The organism is Actinomadura logoneensis, assembly GCF_003428695.1.
Taxonomy (GTDB): Bacteria; Actinomycetota; Actinomycetes; order Streptosporangiales; family Streptosporangiaceae; genus Spirillospora; species Spirillospora logoneensis.
On the sequence record NZ_QURH01000132.1, the window covers coordinates 1 to 17,771 of the forward strand.

Annotated in this window: 11 protein-coding genes; 5 read left to right on the plus strand and 6 right to left on the minus strand. The window is 65.8% G+C overall.

Going from position 1 to position 17,771, the window contains the following annotated elements:
• Nucleotides 1–256: response regulator transcription factor (locus DZF91_RS07025; RefSeq protein WP_147341035.1), on the plus strand; the 256-nt coding region annotated here is incomplete at its 5' end.
• 163 nt (nucleotides 257–419) lie between these two features.
• Nucleotides 420–1,208 carry a VOC family protein gene (locus tag DZF91_RS07030; RefSeq protein ID WP_117356672.1) on the plus strand — a complete coding sequence of 263 codons (789 nt, stop codon included), beginning with the start codon at nucleotides 420–422 and terminating at the stop codon, nucleotides 1,206–1,208.
• On the opposite strand, the gene DZF91_RS38805 is transcribed toward DZF91_RS07030, so the two are convergent.
• The gene (locus DZF91_RS38805) at nucleotides 1,093–1,782 is read right to left on the minus strand and encodes a hypothetical protein (protein WP_147341036.1); all 690 of its coding nucleotides are present in this window, start codon (nucleotides 1,780–1,782) and stop codon (nucleotides 1,093–1,095) included. The genes DZF91_RS07030 and DZF91_RS38805 overlap by 116 nt on opposite strands.
• Before the next feature lie 151 nt (nucleotides 1,783–1,933).
• A complete protein-coding gene (locus tag DZF91_RS07035; protein WP_268915922.1) occupies nucleotides 1,934–2,359 on the minus strand; it encodes a very short patch repair endonuclease in 426 nt (141 codons plus the stop codon).
• Between the two features lie 315 nt (nucleotides 2,360–2,674).
• Here DZF91_RS07035 and DZF91_RS07040 point away from each other — a divergent pair, with 315 nt between their 5' ends.
• The 3 genes from DZF91_RS07040 to DZF91_RS07050 all read left to right on the plus strand — a co-directional run bounded on the left by DZF91_RS07040 (nucleotide 2,675) and on the right by DZF91_RS07050 (nucleotide 6,080).
• Nucleotides 2,675–3,775, plus strand: a complete 1,101-nt coding sequence (locus tag DZF91_RS07040; RefSeq protein WP_117356674.1) for a DNA cytosine methyltransferase — start codon at nucleotides 2,675–2,677, stop codon at nucleotides 3,773–3,775.
• Nucleotides 3,776–3,842: 67 nt separating this feature from the next.
• Nucleotides 3,843–4,847, plus strand: a complete 1,005-nt coding sequence (locus DZF91_RS07045) for a NaeI family type II restriction endonuclease (RefSeq protein ID WP_117356675.1) — start codon at nucleotides 3,843–3,845, stop codon at nucleotides 4,845–4,847.
• 252 nt (nucleotides 4,848–5,099) lie between these two features.
• The gene (locus DZF91_RS07050; RefSeq protein ID WP_235834136.1) at nucleotides 5,100–6,080 is read left to right on the plus strand and encodes a DNA cytosine methyltransferase; all 981 of its coding nucleotides are present in this window, start codon (nucleotides 5,100–5,102) and stop codon (nucleotides 6,078–6,080) included.
• Between the two features lie 8 nt (nucleotides 6,081–6,088).
• Here DZF91_RS07050 and drmB read toward each other — a convergent pair whose 3' ends face one another.
• The 4 genes from drmB to DZF91_RS07070 are packed head-to-tail and all read right to left on the minus strand — an operon-like array spanning nucleotide 6,089 to nucleotide 17,685.
• Nucleotides 6,089–7,954, minus strand: a complete 1,866-nt coding sequence (gene drmB / locus DZF91_RS07055) for a DUF1998 domain-containing protein (protein ID WP_117356676.1) — start codon at nucleotides 7,952–7,954, stop codon at nucleotides 6,089–6,091.
• Between the two features lies 1 nt (nucleotide 7,955).
• Nucleotides 7,956–11,177 carry a helicase-related protein gene (locus DZF91_RS07060; protein ID WP_117356677.1) on the minus strand — a complete coding sequence of 1,074 codons (3,222 nt, stop codon included), beginning with the start codon at nucleotides 11,175–11,177 and terminating at the stop codon, nucleotides 7,956–7,958.
• Nucleotides 11,174–13,045 (minus strand): UvrD-helicase domain-containing protein, encoded by a 1,872-nt coding sequence (locus tag DZF91_RS07065; RefSeq protein ID WP_199486462.1) that lies wholly within the window; start codon nucleotides 13,043–13,045, stop codon nucleotides 11,174–11,176. Before DZF91_RS07065 ends, DZF91_RS07060 begins: the two co-directional genes overlap by 4 nt.
• On the minus strand, nucleotides 13,042–17,685 hold the full coding sequence (locus DZF91_RS07070; RefSeq protein ID WP_117356680.1) for a DEAD/DEAH box helicase: 4,644 nt from the start codon (nucleotides 17,683–17,685) through the stop codon (nucleotides 13,042–13,044). Before DZF91_RS07070 ends, DZF91_RS07065 begins: the two co-directional genes overlap by 4 nt.
• Nucleotides 17,686–17,771 lie beyond the last annotated feature (86 nt).

Sequence of the window (17,771 nt, forward strand, 5' to 3'; positions counted from 1 at the left end):
CCGCGCCGCGTCCCGCCGCTTGGCCGCCGCGGGCACGCCCCCGCCGCGCCGGCCGCACCGGCCGCGGCTCTCCCCCCGCGAACTGGACGTCCTCGCCCAGGTCGCCCTCGGCTGCACCAACGCCGAGGCCGCCGCCCGCCTCGGCCTGCTCCCCGAGACCGTCAAGAGCTACCTGCGCTCCGCGATGCGCAAACTCGACAGCCACACCCGCACCGAAGCCGTCTCCACCGCCCGCCGCCAGGGCCTCCTCCCCTGACCGGTCCGGGGCGACGCGGCCCGCGCCGCTCAGCTTCCGGCGAGGTTTCGGCCAGGGAATGCCAACGCCGTCGCCATTTCCTCCTCCGGCATGTGAGCGTGTGATCACGTTGGGTGACGCGTGCGTTCCACGTCCCGACACCGTGAACAGAACGGAGAAGCCGATGCCCGTACGTTCCCAGCCCTGGCCCGAAGGAACGCCCTGCTGGGTGGACTGCCAGGTGGACGACCCGGCCACGGCGGGCGAGTTCTACGCCGCCCTGTTCGGCTGGACCATCGAGGGCGGCGACGAGGCGTCCGGCGGTTACCTCATGGGGACGAAGGACGGCGGGGCCGCCGCCGGCATCGGCCCCAAGCCGGACCCCGGGATGCGCTCGACGTGGACGTCCTACTTCGCCGCCGGCAACGCCGACGCGATCGCCGAGAAGGCGCACGCCGCCGGCGGGCAGGTGCTGGTCTCCCCGTTCGACGTCCTCGACGCCGGGCGGATGGCCGTCGTCGCCGACACCACCGAGGCGGTGTTCGGGATCTGGCAGGCCCGGACGCACATCGGCGCCGCCGTCCACAACGAGCACGGCGCGTACTGCTGGAGCGAACTGCGCACCCGCGAACTCGCCACCGCGAAGAGGTTCTACGCCGACGTCTTCGGCCTCGCCTACAGCGAGAACGCCGAAACCCGGTACGTCACGTTCAGCCCGGCGGGCGGCGGTGACCCCGTGGGCGGCATGAGCGAGGAGGCCCTGACGCCCGGCACCCCGAGTCACTGGCTGGCGTGGTTCCGGTTCGACGACGTGGACGCCGGGGTCGGCCGGGTCCGCGAACTGGGCGGACAGGTGCTCATGGAGCCGGTCGACTCGCCGTACGGCCGCATGGGGATCGTCGTCGGCCCGCAGGGCGAGAGCTTCGGAATCGTCGACACCGCCGCCGCCGTCTTCGGGGAGTCCGGGCAGTAGCCCGCGAGCGGACGGGCCACTGGTCGAGGCCGCGCAGCACGGCGAGCCCGGAAGCCGTCTCTCCCTGCGGCGTCACCGCCACCTCGACCTCGATGACGAAGTAGTCGAACCGACCCGTCTCCCAGTCTCGGATCACGGGCTCGTCCTCACCGTGGACGGCCGTCTCGCTCAGCAGCAGCGCCAGACCGCTCGCCGCCGCCGCCGAGCCGGGTCGCAGGCGCAGGGCCGTCCGGTAGAGATCGCGCGCCTCGGCGGCGAGCCGCGCCGGGTCCTCTCCCTCGTCGGGCTCCGGCATCGCGCGGAGCCGCTTGGCCCGCTCCGCGAGCCAGGTCGCCAGCAGGATCGCCGCTTCAGGGCCCTCGGGCATCGCCGAGACGGCCCGCCGCAACCACCTCTCGGTCTCCGGCTCCTCCCCGCCCACGCCGTCCAGCCGGCTCACCTGGAGGAGGGTGTGGCCGAGCTCCCGAGCGGCCTCCGGATACGCCTCGGCCGCCTCTTCCAAGGCCCTGTAAGCGTCCTGCGGACGGCCCGCGTCGATCGCTTCCCGGACGTCCCGCATCCAGCTCCGCATCATGATCCAGAATCTTTCCCGGCTCCCGGGAAATCCCCGCCCGCCTCATCTACCTCGCCAGCGAAGCACGGGGCTTCTTCCAGGGCAATCCGCGCCAGAGCAGCATGGCCGGGGCGCGGGGACCTCTCGTCAGGGCCATGTCCGTCATCCGCCGTCAAGGGCGGGCACGAACCACCTGCGCCACATGCTGCGCCGCCTGCACCGGATCCTCGTGCTCCCAGACTCGGATCACCTTCCACCCCGCCTCCGCGAGAAGCCGATCGGTCTCGGCATCCCGTTCTCTGTTCCTGCGCACCTTCTCCGCCCAATAGTCGGCGTTCGTCGCGGACTTTGTGTGGTGTTCCGGGCACCCATGCCAGAAACAGCCGTCCAGGAAAACGGCCACGTGGGCACGGGTGAACAAGAGATCGGCGGTTCGCCGGACTCCCGGCAGGGGGCGCGCCGACACCCGATAGCGCATGCCCAGCGCGTGCACGGCACGCCGAAGGGCGAGCTCCGGCCGGGTGTCCCGTCCCTTGTTGCTCTGCATGCTCTTGCGAACACCAGGATTGGAAGCCTTCATCGGGCGGGCCACGGACATGGCGTTCACAGTACGAGGAATTGGCCCCGCCGGCATCTCAAACCCATCGGGGGCTTGGCAGTGAGACGTGCCGTCAACGGAGCCCCAGACACATTGACGTGTCCCGGCAGGCCGGAAAGACTTACCGTGTCGCAAGCTGCGGAGGTGGCCGGTGAGCATTCGTCACCCTACGGGGTCGAACGTCTGCCCGATTCTGTCGTACCCGTGGGCTTTGATGGGGCGGCCGGTCCCTGGGACGACGTCCGTGCCATCCCGCGAGCCGGTCGCAACAGAGCACCTATAGTCTCATGGGTGTAGTTCCGTCTCGGAGGTGGCATGGCCAGGGAGGTCATCCGCACAGTCGACCTCTTCGCAGGTGCTGGCGGGCTGAGTCTGGGGTTCGGTCTTGCGGACAAGGGGTTCAAGTCCGTCTACGCGGTCGAGGTCGACGAGGCCGCCGCACGCACGTTCAAGCGGAACTTCGACTGTCACGTCCACTCCGGACCGATCGAGGACGTCGAGACGTTCCCGGCCGCCGATGTGATCATCGGCGGGCCGCCCTGCCAGGGCTTCAGCCCGCTGGGACGCGATCGAGACGACGTGAGCCGAGCCCAGCTCAACGGGCTGTGGCAGCAGTACCTCCGTGCGGTTCATCAGATCCGCCCCAAGGCGTTCGTGATCGAGAACGTGCCGGAGTTCCAACGCTCGGCCCAGTTCGCCAAGCTGCTCCAGTTGATGGACACCGATCCCGTCTTCAAGGAGTACGGTTACGGATACGGCGTCCTCAACGCCGCCGACTACGGAGTGCCCCAACGCCGCCGGCGCGGTATCTTCGTCGCCGTCAAGGGCGTCTCAGAGGTCCCTTGGCCGCCTCCTCCCACGCACGGCCCGGCCTCCCCCGGCAGGCGGCCCTACGCGACTCTACGGGACAGCATCGCCGATCTTCCGGCACGCCCTGAGCTGACCGACATCGAATTCGATGACGATGGCCGTCAGCATCTGCACTTCCGTCGCAATCCAACGGCGATGTCCCTGGCGAGATACCAGGCGATCCCTGAGGGCGGCAATCGATTCGACCTGGCCAAGAACAGGCCCGACCTGCTGCCGAACTGCTGGAAGAACAAGCCGACCGGAACCACCGACGTCATGGGACGCCTGTGGTGGGACAGACCGTCCTTCACCATCCGCACCGAGTTCTACAAACCGGAGAAGGGACGCTACCTCCATCCCACTGCGGACAGGCCCATCACTCATCGCGAGGCGGCCCGGCTCCAGACCTTTCCCGACGACTTCGTCTTCGAGGGAACGAAGATTCAGGTCGGCCGTCAGATCGGCAACGCGGTACCGCCGGTGCTCGGAAAGGCCATCGCGGAACACGTGCACAGGCTCGCCTTCGCCACCGAGCCACTGCGAATCGAGCCCAGCCGCCTCTTCTGACGGAAGAACCTGACCGCAGGTCATATCGGGGTTGCCCTGAAGTCGTGTGATGATCTAGCCTCCCGCCATGACAGAGCCTTTGGGTCTCTTCGGCTTACCCGGACCGAGAACCTCTGACCAAGAGCCCACCCGACCGACGTCCAGCAGCGATCCCCACGACCCGGCGCTTGAGGAGGTCTGCGCCTGGTTCCTGGACCAACCCCGGTTCCGGGAACGGCTCGGGGCCGTCCTACGTCAGGCCATCGACGAGGTGCTCGATGGCCAGAGAACCGGGCGTTTCGACATCTACGGCGAAAATGTGGCGAAGACAGAGCGCACCTATCTGGGCACCAAGGTCGAGATCATCTGTCAGAGCGAGTTCCGACTCGAGCGTGGCTTCAGGATGGACTATGTGGTCGCCGGACACGAGGTCGACGCGAAGTTCTCCATGTCCTCGAAGTTCGGGCAGGCCATCCCGAAAGAGGCGGTCGGCGAGATCTGTCTGCTCATGCACGCCGACGACCGCAAGGGCGTCTTCAACGTCGCGTTGATCCGGGCGGCGCCGGACCTGTTGAACAAGGGTGTCAACCAGGACGGAAAGCGCACCCTGAACAGCGAAGGCCGAGCGAGGGTCCGTTGGTTGGTGAAGGACGGCCCTCTCCCGGAGAACCAACTCCTTCGTCTCCCCGCCGACCTTCGCCGGATCATCTTCGCCGCCACCAAGGACCACAGAGCGGGAGCGGGAGGTCAAGAGCGCATCAACCGACTCTTCCGGCTGGTCCAAGGCGTCATCATCAGGCCCGAGACCATCCGAACGGTCGCCAATCAGAAGGACCCCTACAAGCGGCCACGCGACGCTCGGCTCCCCCGCCATCTCGGCCGAGAAGGCATCTTGATCCTGGGCCATCAGGGTGATCACCCCCGGATCGCCGAGGAGCTCGGGCTTCCCGTGCCCGACAAGGGGGAGTTCGTGAGCGTCCGAGTGGTCCCGACCATGGACATCGGAAGCCGACCATCCACCACCATCGACGGAGTCCATTACACACCCGCCGCTCTCGGCGATCCGATGACCGCCGCTCCCGAGATCTATTGATCGCGACCGTCCCCTTGGGCGGCTCGGAGAGAAGAGCGGTAAGCCCGGTAGGGGATGTTCACGACCGCCTCTCGCCCTTCCGTGGGATCGCCGATGATTCACGGAGCCCCTAGTGGCCATGTGATCATCGGCGGAGTTCCTTATCACCCAAAGCCCATTCCCGTACGCGCGCACTAAAGTTGCGGTTTGCGTTGGCCAAGAGGGGAAGGAGCGGCAGATCTCTGCCCTATACTTGCGAAAAGGAAGGAAGTCATGATGAGCAGGTTTCGCAGTCTGGAGATCTGTGCCGGGGCGGGCGGGCAGGCCCTCGGCTTGGAGCAGGCGGGCTTCACGCCTGTCATGCTCGTCGAGATCGACCCGAAGGCATGCGCGACATTGCGCGCCAACCGCCCACGCTGGCACGTCGAACAGATGGATCTTACGGAGTTCGTGGGGGCCGATCACCGTGAGGTTCTGGACGTGGACCTTCTCGCCGGCGGCCTCCCTAGCGGCCCCTATACCCCCGCCGCAGGACAGCTGGGGTCTGCGGACCCTGCTGACCTGCTTCGCCACGCGATCTGGTTGACCTCGGAGATCCAGCCCCGGGCATTGCTGCTGGAGAACGTGCCGAGCCTCCTGACGGAGGAGAAGTTCGAAGACTCTCGAAAGTTCGTCATGGACGAACTCGAGCATATGGGCTATGCATTCGAATGGAAGATCCTCGACGCGCAGAACTTCGGAGTCCACCAACGGCGACCCTACAGCGTCCTGGTGGCGATGCGGCCTGACGACCTGACGCACTTCAGCTGGCCTGAACCGACCGGAGGAGCGGACACCGTCGGAAACGTACTCTGGCGGTCGATGGGAAGCCGGGGTTGGGAAGGCGCCGCAGAATGGCGGCATATCGCCAACGAGGTCGCCCCGACCATCATCGGCGGTTCGAGCAATCGTGGTGGCGCAGATCTGGGTCCGACTGGTTCGAAGAACACCTGGGCCCGGCTCGGCGTCGATGGCAAAAGCCTGGCCGACGACGTGCCGGGACCGGATTTCGTTCTCCGCTTCGAGGACGCTCCGGAGGATCGAAGCGGTCTGCCGAGGTTGACCGTCGACCAGGTCGCCGTCCTTCAAGGCATCCCCGACGATTGGACGATCATCGGACGCAAGACCGCGAGGTTCCGACAGATCGGTCACGCGCTTCCACCCGCGATGGCCCGAGAGCTGGGCGATAGCATCGCCACCGCCCTGAGCCGCTGACGAGATTCTCAGGCGCTCCCTGGAGCGGCTTCGACGCCATCGAAGTAGCCTTTCGTCCTGCCGTCGGGTGTTCCGATGAGCAGGGCCCGGTCGAGATAGGAATTGGCCAGCTCGCAGCTGGTCTCCGGGAGCAGCATGCACGCGTGGCATGCGGCGAGGTTGAGACTGTCCGCACCGGACGCCTCCGACTCCATGCACAGCGGGTCGGCGGAGCACCAGGAGATCCGGCGCAGAGCCGATGCGAGAGTGTGCCGAAGGCGATGGAGCTCACCCTGGCCGACCAGGCCGCCCAGACTCCCGGCCGAGTCGCTGGTGGCGGTGTAGATGAGGAGTCCCGCCATCGTGTCGGAGACATAGAGTCGTTCACGTAGTGCGGCGGCGGGGTATCCGGCATCGAGGCTCCACTCGTTGATCAAAGCGTGGGCGAGCGTGTGGACAAGAACGAGGCGGGCGTCGACTCGTGACCTCGGAGCCGTCCGGCCGGCCTGTCGCGCGCGTTCGTCGAGCTGCATCTGATGGTGATCGCGTATCTGTCCGGCCCGGTCTGCCGGCCCTCCCGAGGACCCAGCCTGCTCCCAGGAACGAAGCCGTTCCTGGGAGAGGCTCAGAAAGACTCCTTCGCCTACGACCTCGATGGCGGGGAGCCAGCCGACGGCGTCTCGACTCAGCGAGGCGAGCCGTTCCGGAGGATCCCCGTCCATGGGCGGGTCGACCCGCGTGAACGCCTGGAGCACGCGGACCTCGCGCAAGCGCGTGACCAACATGGTGTCCGAGATGCCCGGTGGGAGCGTCGCATCGGAGGCGGTCGGACGGACCGATTCGAAATGCTGCGTGCGGGACTCACGGAGGAGCTGCTTGTATTCCTCCTCTCGTAGGACATCGGCCGGCTCGAAGCCCGTGATCACGGAGGGGTCAGGTCGCTCGCCCGCCTCGTACGCCTCGTAGTCCCGGACCGCCTTGATGATCTCCGCAGCCGTATACTGCTCGTCGACGAGCCCCGCTTTCTGCGCCTGGCGAGCGATGACGTCGTCCGGTTCTCCCTTCCAAAGTTCGTAGCGGTCCTGATCGAGCACTTGGTCGTAAAGCTGCTCTGAAAAAGGAGGAATCGACAACGCGGATCGAACAATGGGGAACCAGGCGGCGGACGAACCTCGCTGAAGGGTGCGAGGTGTCGATCCGCACCCTTCCTCCGCCCCGACGCCGAGCCAAGGTCGTTGCCCGAAGCACTTGTAGCGGATGCTCTCCATCGCGCCACGGCCGAACGCGCCCTCCATTGAGGCTTCCTCGCCGCAACTGCATCGAATGACGATCGATCGCAGGGCTGCAGTGCGCCCAGTGGTATGGAACGAGAGCCGATGTCCCGGCCGTTCATCTGCGCGCAGCGGACGACGGTGGGCCCATGCGAGGTACGGAAAGTCGTCCAGATGGCCGCGGTCGCAGGCGACGACGAACCGCGACGGCGTCAGCGCTCCTCCACAATCCGTGCATTCGCTCGCCGCCTCGGAGCCGAATTCACGGAACTTGCGAAGGTTGTAGTCACATCCTTCCCCCGACATCGCGTCCCGCCCGGGACATGTATAAATATCGGGAAAACGACGTACTTTTACGCCGTCTCCGGCCGGCGGGTCCGAGGCAGGCGGCAGGAAGAATCCCGTCTTCAGTCCGAGCCGGGTCTGGAGTCTGAATTCGCGCAGGTCCGGGCGCCTTCCCACCTTCCATGTGTCCAGTCCGCTGACCAGATACGACTGATCTCCGATGGCGACCAGTGATCCCACCCCGTAGGTGGTGAGAAGTTGGCTTCGTCGAACCGATCCGAGGCGCGGGTAGGTTCTTTCTCTCACGGCACCTTTGCTCTTGCCGGAACGCAAGGCCATCTTAGTTCTCCAGGTAGAGGTCGGACTCGACGTCGACATCACGCAGACTCCACATGGTGGGTGCGGACTCGTAGAGGTCCTCATCCCATCCGTAGGCGGAGAGCAAAGCCTCGTCGGCCTGGCGCTGATGGCCGGACCACTTCTTGCGGACCGCCTCATAACGAAGCCGCGGATTGGCACGTGCGAGTTCACGCCAACCACTGATGAACTCATCGAGTTCTTCTTCGGTTTCCACGTGTTCGTCTGCGGCAATCGCCTTGACCCGCTCGAGAATCTCCTGTTTGAGATTTTCGAGGTCTGCGACGAATTCTTCGACCCGGGCAGCGGCGAGATTCGGTCGGGCCGCCGGCAAGGTCAACCTCGCCGAACCGACCAGGACGGCGTGCAGCGCCCGGTCACGTGCCCTAGGCGCGAACGGAGTGACGCTCGTCGACTCCACCTGCTGGTAGAGGGCCGAGTGGTAGGAGATGAAGTTCTCATAGTGGGACCTGTCGCGAGAACGCGCGGAGTTGAGCAGGGTCACGACGAGGCCGGGGTCGCGCCGGCCGACTCGACTGGTCGCCTGGATGTACTCGGCGGTGGTCTGGGGTTGCCCCATCACCGCCATCAGCCCGAGCCTGTCCACATCCACCCCGACCGAGATCATGTTGGTGGCGAGGACGACATCGGCGGCGGAACGACTCGCGAAATCACGGAACAACTCTTGGAGATACTCCGGAACGTCACTGGAATCGACGCGACTGGTGAGTTCTCGCAGGATCTCTACCGTGCGCTGTTCGCATCCTTCACGTTTCGAAAGTTGGGCGAGCCGCTCCTGTACGTCCGCGTAGACCTGTAGTTCGGCGGCCGAGAGAAGACGCAGGCTGTTGAAGTATCCGACCAAGGTCCAGTACGCGTCGCGTACGTCGTCGTCTCCATCGAGCTGTTTCGCATAATGAAGCAATGCCGCATAAGAGCGGATCAATAGGGTCGCCTGACTGGTGCTGGCCGACAACAGACCGACATAGCGGCGTGACGCCTTGTCGTCTCGGGCGGCTTCCACCGCGAACCACGAGTCGCGGGCGTCCAGACCTGCAGGGGGAAACTGTTCGACGCCCCGATCGAACAACCGAGCCCCCTGTTCCTGTGCTCGACGAATGGTGGCAGTTGAGGCGATCACCTTAGGGCGCTGCGCGGCGATGTCAATGGCCGTCTCGTACAGACCGGCCAGCGTGCCGAGAGGGCCTGAGATCAAATGAAGCTCGTCCTGGATGACCAGTTCGGGCGGCGACGTCTCCACATGGGTTCCATCGGCCTTGTTGAAGAGCGTGCAGACCTGTTCCCGCCACGCGATCTGGGCGAACTTGTCGGCGGTGGCGATGACGAGGGTGGGCCTGACACGGTAGATCTCCTCGTCCACCACGTGGACCGGCAACTCCGAGTGGAACTCACATTCAGCGTTTCGGCAGCGTATCCACATTCGACGCTTATCTTGGTCGACCTCGTAATCATGGGCGTCCATCGCCGTGCCACACCACGGACAGGACCGAAGCTGCACCGGGTTCTCCACCTGCAGCTTCTTGTTTCGACGCAATTCCGCCAAGCTGGACGCCGCAGCACTGAGCCAGTTCGGCGTGGCCGCCTTTCCGACCCACATGCCGATGGAGATGTGCTCGGTCCCGAGACTGGAAGGCCGGTCGCGGCGTATTGTCTCCATGGCACAGATGAGCGTTGCCGCCCTTTCGAACTGCTGCAGGGTCAGGAGACGAAGGGTATAGCGCATGAGGACGGTCACGCCGCCACCTGCTCTCGGATCCCTCAGTCTCCGCAGGAAGGTCGTCAATGCGATCAACCCCAGGTACGCCTCGGTCTTTCCACCACCGGTGGGGAACCACAGGAGGTCGGCGACGTCGCGATCTGGGTGATCCAAATCGACGATTCCATCAAGACAGAGCAGTATGAACCCGATCTGGAAAGGCCTCCAGCGCCCACCGCCGAGCGCCGGCTCACCGCTGCGTCCTCGTCGGACCCAAGCAGTGCGCGCCCGTTGATGAGCCATGGCCTCGTTGGCGAGCTGGAACGCCTCGTAGACGTCGGGGGCCTCTTCCAATCTGGCGATTCCGCCCTGCATTCGCCTACAGGCGACGGCACAGGAGTCGAGTTGTTGCCGCGCGATGTCGAAGAACTCGGTTTCCCGCAGCGCTTCCGCTTCGCTCGAACGCTGGCGGATCCATTCCTCGTAGCCGCTGACGATCTCCTTCAGGAATGCGATGACGTCGGGCTTGGGCGCCCGAGCCAGCCAGAGCATGCCGGGCTCGGGAACGTCCGGATTGGATTGAGATGACAGGACTTCGGCACTGGGGGTGAAGGTCGTCCAAACCGCATCGGTCGTCGCTCGCCGGTGACCGTGAACTCCACCCGCTGGTGGCGGGGTCCAGTCCCAATCGGCCGCACACCCATGGCCGGCGGCGAACATGGGGGCGTGCCGATAGAGCAGGTCGTTCAGGAGACGCTCCCGCTCATCGCCTCCGTTGCTCCTTCGACGTTCGACCAGTGCTCCGGAACCTTGGGGAACTTCGATGCGGATCACCGGCTGGAAGAAGCACTGAGCATCGAGAAGCTCTCCCCGGGCCGCCGTTCTCGCATTGACGAGCGTGGTGGTCACCGCGACGTCACCGTTCTCATCGGCTCCGCGAACGGTCACTCGAAGCTCCAGGCCGAGTCCCTCGACGAGTTCGCGTCGCTCCTCGCGCGCGTGGTCGATCTCGACCTGGACCGGCTCGATGGAAAGCGGCCGGCGACGCCACCGCAGGGTGTGATCCTCGTCGGTACCTCCTCGCGAAGCGCGCAGGGCCGCGACGAGTCGATCGTTCTCATCGATCGGCTCGTACACCGCCGCCGTCGCGGTGACCGTGACCGCGGAAGCGCGCTTGGGATCGACGGCGAACGTGATCCCCATGGCCGAAGGCATCTTCCTGTTGGCCATGGCCACCCCGGTGTCGGGGACCTCGTCCTGGGTCAGACGTGCGGGAGCGAGGTCGAGATCCTGGCCGTCGCGTTCGATCCGCGCGTCCTCCGGATCTCGATGCATCGGATAAAGGACACCTGTGATGTAGGCCGTCGCCGGTTCCTGGTCGAGGACCTCGGTCGGCCCGGTCGCAGGGCCGAGAAGGTCTGCGCACAATCGCTCCGCCAGTCGCTCACGGAAGGCATAGTGGCCCCGGATATCGCGCGTCTCCGTCATTCGTCGCCTTTCCCGGCCCCATAGTCGAACCGACCCAAGCCCCCCACCCGCGGCGCCACCCATACTCCCCGATCTCCGAGGCCGGCGATCGTTCCGGCGGCGCGGCTCCCGACCACTGTTTCGATCGCCTCGATGCGCACCCCGGTGATCTCATATGGAAATCTGCGTGGCACGAACCTCTTACTCTGCTGGAGCACACGGTAGAGGTCGCGGCGGAAGCGTTCGGAGGCCACTCCGATCGGACGGTCATCGTGCAGGATCAGGTACGGCGGACTCTGCTCCTGCTCGAGCGAGTCCGCGTACAGCCTCCGAAGGACCACCTGGTCCGCCACGGAGACCTTGGTGAGCAGGTGCTCTTGGAGTTCGAGCGGGTCGGCGGCGAACTCGACCGCACCTGCCGGGTGATCACCGTGGACGTCGGCACCGGTCATTTCGAGACCGAGTCGCTGCCACGCACGTCTGCCATATCGCACCCATCGCCGCGTTCGCTGATCCCGCCTGACGTTCCACCTGTTGATCGTGTCCATTCGCAGAAGCTCGGACCGCGCCCTGGTCATCGCCACATAGAGGATGCGCGATTCCTCTGCCGCCTCCTCCTCGCGGTCCGGGGTGAACGGTCCTGGATCCACAACGATCACTCGATCGAACTCCAGTCCTTTCGCCCGGTGGAAGGATGACACGATCAGCGGCGAAGAGGGTGCGGCCGTGATCTCATCCGGTAGGCGGTCGGTGGCGATCGCGGTGACCAGGCGGTCGAGGTCCAGGGTCCGTCTTCCAGGGCTCGCCGCCACCCTTCTCAACGCGCTCCACAGCACTCCCGCAGCCTTGAGCCCGTCGGGGGCCTGCTCGGCGGCCATGGCGTCGAAGGTCTCCCTGGTCAGCGTCTTCTCTCTCACTCCCCTGAAGAGGTCGGCCAGCCAGGAAGGGACGATGCGGTCTTGGGCCGCGTGTTGGAGTCGGTGGGCGATGCCGATCGTGTGCAGTTGCTCGGACACCAGAAGCGCTTGGCCGTTGTCACGGCAGAGAATCGCGGTGCTCCCCTCATAGGAGGCGAGGGTGTCCCGCATGTGTTCGTCGCCGAGATCGCCCACGATCAGGGCGTCTCGCAATGCCGCTCGGAGGTCCTCGTACACGCCTCCGTCGCCACGCCGTCCCTGTTCCGCCCGGCCACGGAGCACCGGACCGTAGGGCAGAGCGAGTCGAGCCTCCTCGGTGCCGGCCCGGAAGTTCTCGGTCAATCGGAGTTCGATGAGGTCTTCTCCGAAGGTGGCTCGGAGCCAGTCGGAGAAGCGGTTGGTCTCGGCCGCTCGCTCCTTGGGGTCCTCGACCTGAAAACCGTAGATGGCCTGAGCCGGGTCACCGACGACGGTGAAACCGCAGTCGAATCGTTCGAGCAACGTCTCGACCAATTCTCGCCGCTCGGCCACCAGGTCCTGGACCTCGTCGATGACGACATGCCGAAGTTCCTCGTACGGCTCGTCGGCCAGTCCGTCCTCGATGGCCGAGCAGGCGCCTCGGATCCGGTCTTCAAAAGACCTGTTCGCCCAGTCTTGCCCAGCGTCCACCCGCATGAGCAGATCAAGCGCCCATGAGTCGAAGGTCTGCGTCCGCACATGGCGGGCCGCTTCACCATGTCGGGCGATCCTGTTCTGCAATTCGCGGACGGCGGAGCGAGAGAACGTAAGCACCAGTACTTCGTGGGCGCCCAGCACCTCGCTCTCCATGAGCCGTTCGAGCCGGCGAACGAGGGTATGAGTCTTGCCCGCGCCGGCGGCCGCCGTGACGAGCGTCATCGCCTCGACCGGCAGTTCCACCACGGCCCGCTGCTCGGCGGTCAGCTCCGGGCGCGACTCGTAAGGCGACGTCACCGCATCCCCCAAAGGCCCTCGAAGCCGGTGAACGCCAAGGACTTGCCGAAGTTCTCGATGTTGTCACTGACGTCGAGGATCTGGCAGCGCTTCTCGCCACCGTTCCGGGGACCTCGCAACCCTCGGCCGATCATCTGCTGATACATGGCCGCGCTGTAGGTCGGCCTCGCGATCACCACCGCCCGGGTGGCGGGAGCGTCGAAACCCTGGGCGAGTACGCCGTAGTTGGTGAGCACTCGGATCCTCTTCGCCCGATAGTCCTCGATCACGTTGCGGCGTTCGAAGGCGGGCGTGAACGAGTCGATCGAAGCGGACCGAACGCCGCGGCCGTTCAACATTGCGGTGAGCAGTTTGGCGTGGTTGACCGATGTCGCGAAGACGAGGATCTGCCAGTCTTCGGGCAGTCCTGCGATCTCGTCCAGCAGCATCTGATTCCGCTCGTCGTTCATCGCCAGCTTATGCTCGGCGGACGGGGGCAGCACGCCGAATGTGTCGGCCTCGGCGCGTTCCTTCTCGTCGAGGCTCAGCGTGGACCCCTTCAGCTCACGGTGATCGACTTGGGCGAGGACCTCCAATTTCTGAAGGGCCGCCACAGGATCCTCATCACCGAAGACGCCGTCGTCCAGACGGAAGGTCCCGAAGCGGTTGGCGAGCCGCCGGGTCTCGTCGGCGTCGGTCCGGTACGGCGTCGCCGTGAGGCCGATGAGCGGGCGTGCCGTCTGCGAGCGGTCCAGGCCGAGCCTCTCGAAGATCTCGGTGTACCTCTCGGAAAGAGCACCGTGCGCCTCGTCCACGATCACCAGCGCCGCATCACGCAGCCACGCGTAAGCCTCCCCTTTCAGACGCCGGTGCAGCTTGGCATCGGTGGCCACGACCAGCTGCGGATTGGCGTCGACGGGGGCCGCGTCGTTGTCTCCCCAGAACCGGTTCACGGTGAGCCGCTGACGCGGACCGACCTTGGACCAGACGAACTTCCAGCTCTCCACCGCCTGTTCGCACAGCTCGTTGGACTGGGCGATCCAAAGGATGGGCCCCTTGACACCACGTTCTCGCACCAAGCGGATCACCGCCTCGACGGCGACGCGCGTCTTGCCGGCTCCTGTCGGCAGGCGCAGCATCGCCCGTCCCGGCGTCGGACGCTGAAGGAACCAGAGCATGTTGGAGACGAGCTTGTCCTGGTAGTCGTGCAGCCGGGGGAAATCCGTCGGCCCGTCGACGTCCTCCATCTCCGGCGGCGTCACCATCTTGACGCCCGCGTAGGAATCGGGCAGTCCCAACTCCTTGACGAACCTCAGGCTGGTGGTACTTCCGGAGAAGTGGCTCGGCGCCTCCTCATTGCGAGCGGCGATGTCCTTGCTGTAATGCCGTAGAACACCGTCACCGTAGGCGTCCATGGCCAACCGCGCGACACGAACACCGTCCGGCTGCCTCCCCGTCCGAGCAGTCTCCGCCTCCATGAGTCCTTCGGGCAGGCCTGCCCGAAGCTGGGCCTCACCGACGAGCTCCAAGAGCTTCTTCTCCTCGGTCTCGGCGGCACGGATCGCCCTGATCCGCTTGCTCTCGAGCTGCTTCTGCCGAAGTTCCAGGATCGACCGGCACCTCTGCTCGCCCAGACCGAGCTTGAGCAGGACGTCCACCGCGATGAGCGCATCCAGATCGCCCTCCGGTCGGAGCACCAGAACGGAATGCTCGTGCACGACCCGTTTGAGGGGGGCGGTGCGCATTCCCTTGGGGGTGCGTGTGACCTCCTCCAGACGACGGCATCGAATCAACCGCCATCCTTCGACGATCTGACGGTGGCTCCGGAGATGTGGGAACTCGTCCAGAAGCAGTACCGGCTCGGAGTCCACCTCGAACTGCACCTCCTTCTGGATGAGGTCGGCGGGATCGAGCAGGCTCCACCGTGAACGCATCCAGACGGCCGTCTCCTCGTCCGGGACGAGGAGGGCCGGCAGGGTTTCGCGGACGAGCGCATCGAACTCGGCTCGCACCTCCGTCACCGCGATCTCCGCGCGAGGAATCTCCGACGACCACGTGTCACCGACCCTGCAGCGCACGGGAACGTCCTCAGGCCAGTCCCGGCCGGACTGACGCAGGAGCGCATACACCCTGCCGGGGTACTCGTCGCTCTCGCTTCGGCAAGACGAGATGAGCGCGTCCCGCCACAGGCTCGCCGGCACCTCCCCCAGCGCGCTCGGAAGTCCGAGGAGGTCGGCCACCGCCGTGGGGACGTCGGCCACCGGCAATACGTCCGAGTACCGGGCGAGCGTCGGACCGACGCTGCGAGGCACCCTCGCCAGGCCCTGAGACGTCTTCAAACGTCCATGGTCACGGGCCATCCAGACCAACGGGGAGTCGATCACCATACGGCTACCGAGCTGACGACCGGCCTGAATGGTCCACTGCGGGACGAGTCCATGTGTCGGGAGGTGTCGCAGGTACGCCGCCCGTCCCTCGGGAGACAGTCGCAACAGAAGATCCAGCGGGCCCGCGGGGTTGGCACCGTCGACCCGCATGGTCCCCTTCTGCGGGCGCCGCGCCTTGTCGTCCAACGTCTTCACGTACCAGCCCCAAGCGGCCTCGACATAATCGTCGAAGTAGCGTTCGCCGCGAGGATCATGATCGAGGGCGGGCCTGTCCGTCAGTCCGAGCTCATGGAGCAGGACTCGGTCCGGAGCGTGGAACCGCATGTCCACGGCGATGGCCGCATCCCTGGAGCCGTCTGCCGGGACGACCGGGCCCGGAATGAGACACTCGTGGATCGGCCGGAAGTCTCCGTGAACCGTGAGGACCTTGATCTTTCGGGTGGCTTCTTCCAAACGCTCCTGGAGCGTCGTGAGGACCCGGTCGCTCCCTACTCCACGCGACAACTCCCAGAACGCGGTCCACTGTGCATGGTCGTAGCCGTGGAGTCCCCGGTCGACGACGGCCGCGAAACGACCTGAGGCGTCGGCGTCACGAATGCCCAGCTCGTCGAGGGCGGACGTCACGTCGAAGTCGTCGAGCACCCGCTCGTCGACATAGACCAGGTCGTCTTGGAGTTCGTCCTCGGAACTGCGCCGGAACACCGTCCCGCCGGTCGGCGGCACCATGCCGTGGGACCGGGTGAGCACCACCCTCGCTCGCAGTGCCTCCCCCAGCAGAGGGGAGCCCTTGCGCTTCATATCGGCCACGATTCGAACGGCGATCGCGGACGCCGCGGGACTGCCGTCCCGAGCCAACGCCTCAAGCCACTCCTGGACCCCGGCCTCTCCCACTTCCGCCTTGTCGAAGATGCGGACGACGCGGGCGCGCCGTTCGCGCTGCTCCATGGAGTGGTGGACCCAGTTCGAAGGTCGCCCCTCGTACCTCGACCAGAGTCGGAGCCATTCCTCCGCGAGTCCTGCCGGGTGCAGGCGGATCTCATGCGGGGTGCGGAACGCGCCGTTCTGGTCCGGTATGGACGGCCTTTCTGCCGCGACCTTCCAGATGGCCCTCGTCAATGACTCGTCGGCGAACTGGGGCGCCTCACGGCCCCGGCCAGGCAGGTAGTCCAGATAGTTCGTCGGGTCGTCGGCCTTGGAGAGCAACGGCAAGGAGTCGACGACGAGCTCCGCGGCGACCTGCAGGAGCTCGTCGTTGAAGGCATTGCCGTCGAAGATCGCCTGACGATCCTCCGAGGTCTTCCAAGGCGCGTTCAGAATTCCGCGGAGCGTGGTCTTGAACTTGGTCGGGAAGTAGGCCCAGAATTCGCCTCGTTCTCGACTGCGCTCCGGCACCGCCCAAGAGATCTCGATCCGAGGGCGGTCGTGGAGTTCTCCCGCCGCCCTGAGCGCCGTCTCGGACGGAGCGTGGGTGCGGGTGAACACACGCCATGGATGGTGGATGCTCTCCCCGTTGGGACGGACCTCCTCCAAAGTGTGAGCGTCCCCCCGGACCTGCTGAAAGATCTGACGTTTGACGACCTGCCCGCTTCGACGGTCCTCCAAGGTCACCACGCCGACATGACCGGAGAACAGCGGGAACTCGATCGGAAATGTGACCAGATCCCTGCCGAGACGCGCGATGCCGTCGGTCTTGAGCGGAAGTCTCACCACCGTGGTCGCCCAGCCCATCAAGTCGTCCAGGATGGGATCGGCGGCCCGTTCCCGGGCGGGGTCCAGCACCTTCGCCATCCTCAACACCGGCGTCTCGCCGGCCTCCGGGTGGATCTTTCTGATCTCCTCGGCCGACCACTCCCGGTCGAATCCGAACCCGAAGTCAGCCCCGTCGGCCCGGCTGAAGAACTGAGGGGTGTCGGAGATGGCGAGTACCGACTTGACCCCCACTCCGAAGCGTCCGATCTGGCCTCCTCGCTTGCGCGAGACCCCCATGCGCAGGATCGTGTCCGCCCCGTCGGCCGTCACCGGCGCACCCTCGTTGGCGCAGTAGAGGTGAGTGGCCGTGAGAACGATCGCGACCTCCCCACCCGGCCGGCCGTGCATTTCGTCCGCACCGTTCTGGACGAGCTCGAAGACCTGACGGTCCCCGTACCCTCCCTGCTCGATCCGACGCTCGTTGTTCGCGTGCTCCTGGATCAGGCCGGGGTCGACTCGATAGGTCTCCAGAACACGACGTGACTGATCGACCACGACTCGCAGAACGGAGTCGCCGTTGGACATGGGCTGGATCATGAGATCGCTGAACTCCCTCGTCAGAGAGGCGAAAATACCCGGGGGCGGCCGGCCTCGCGGTGTCACCGCGAGGC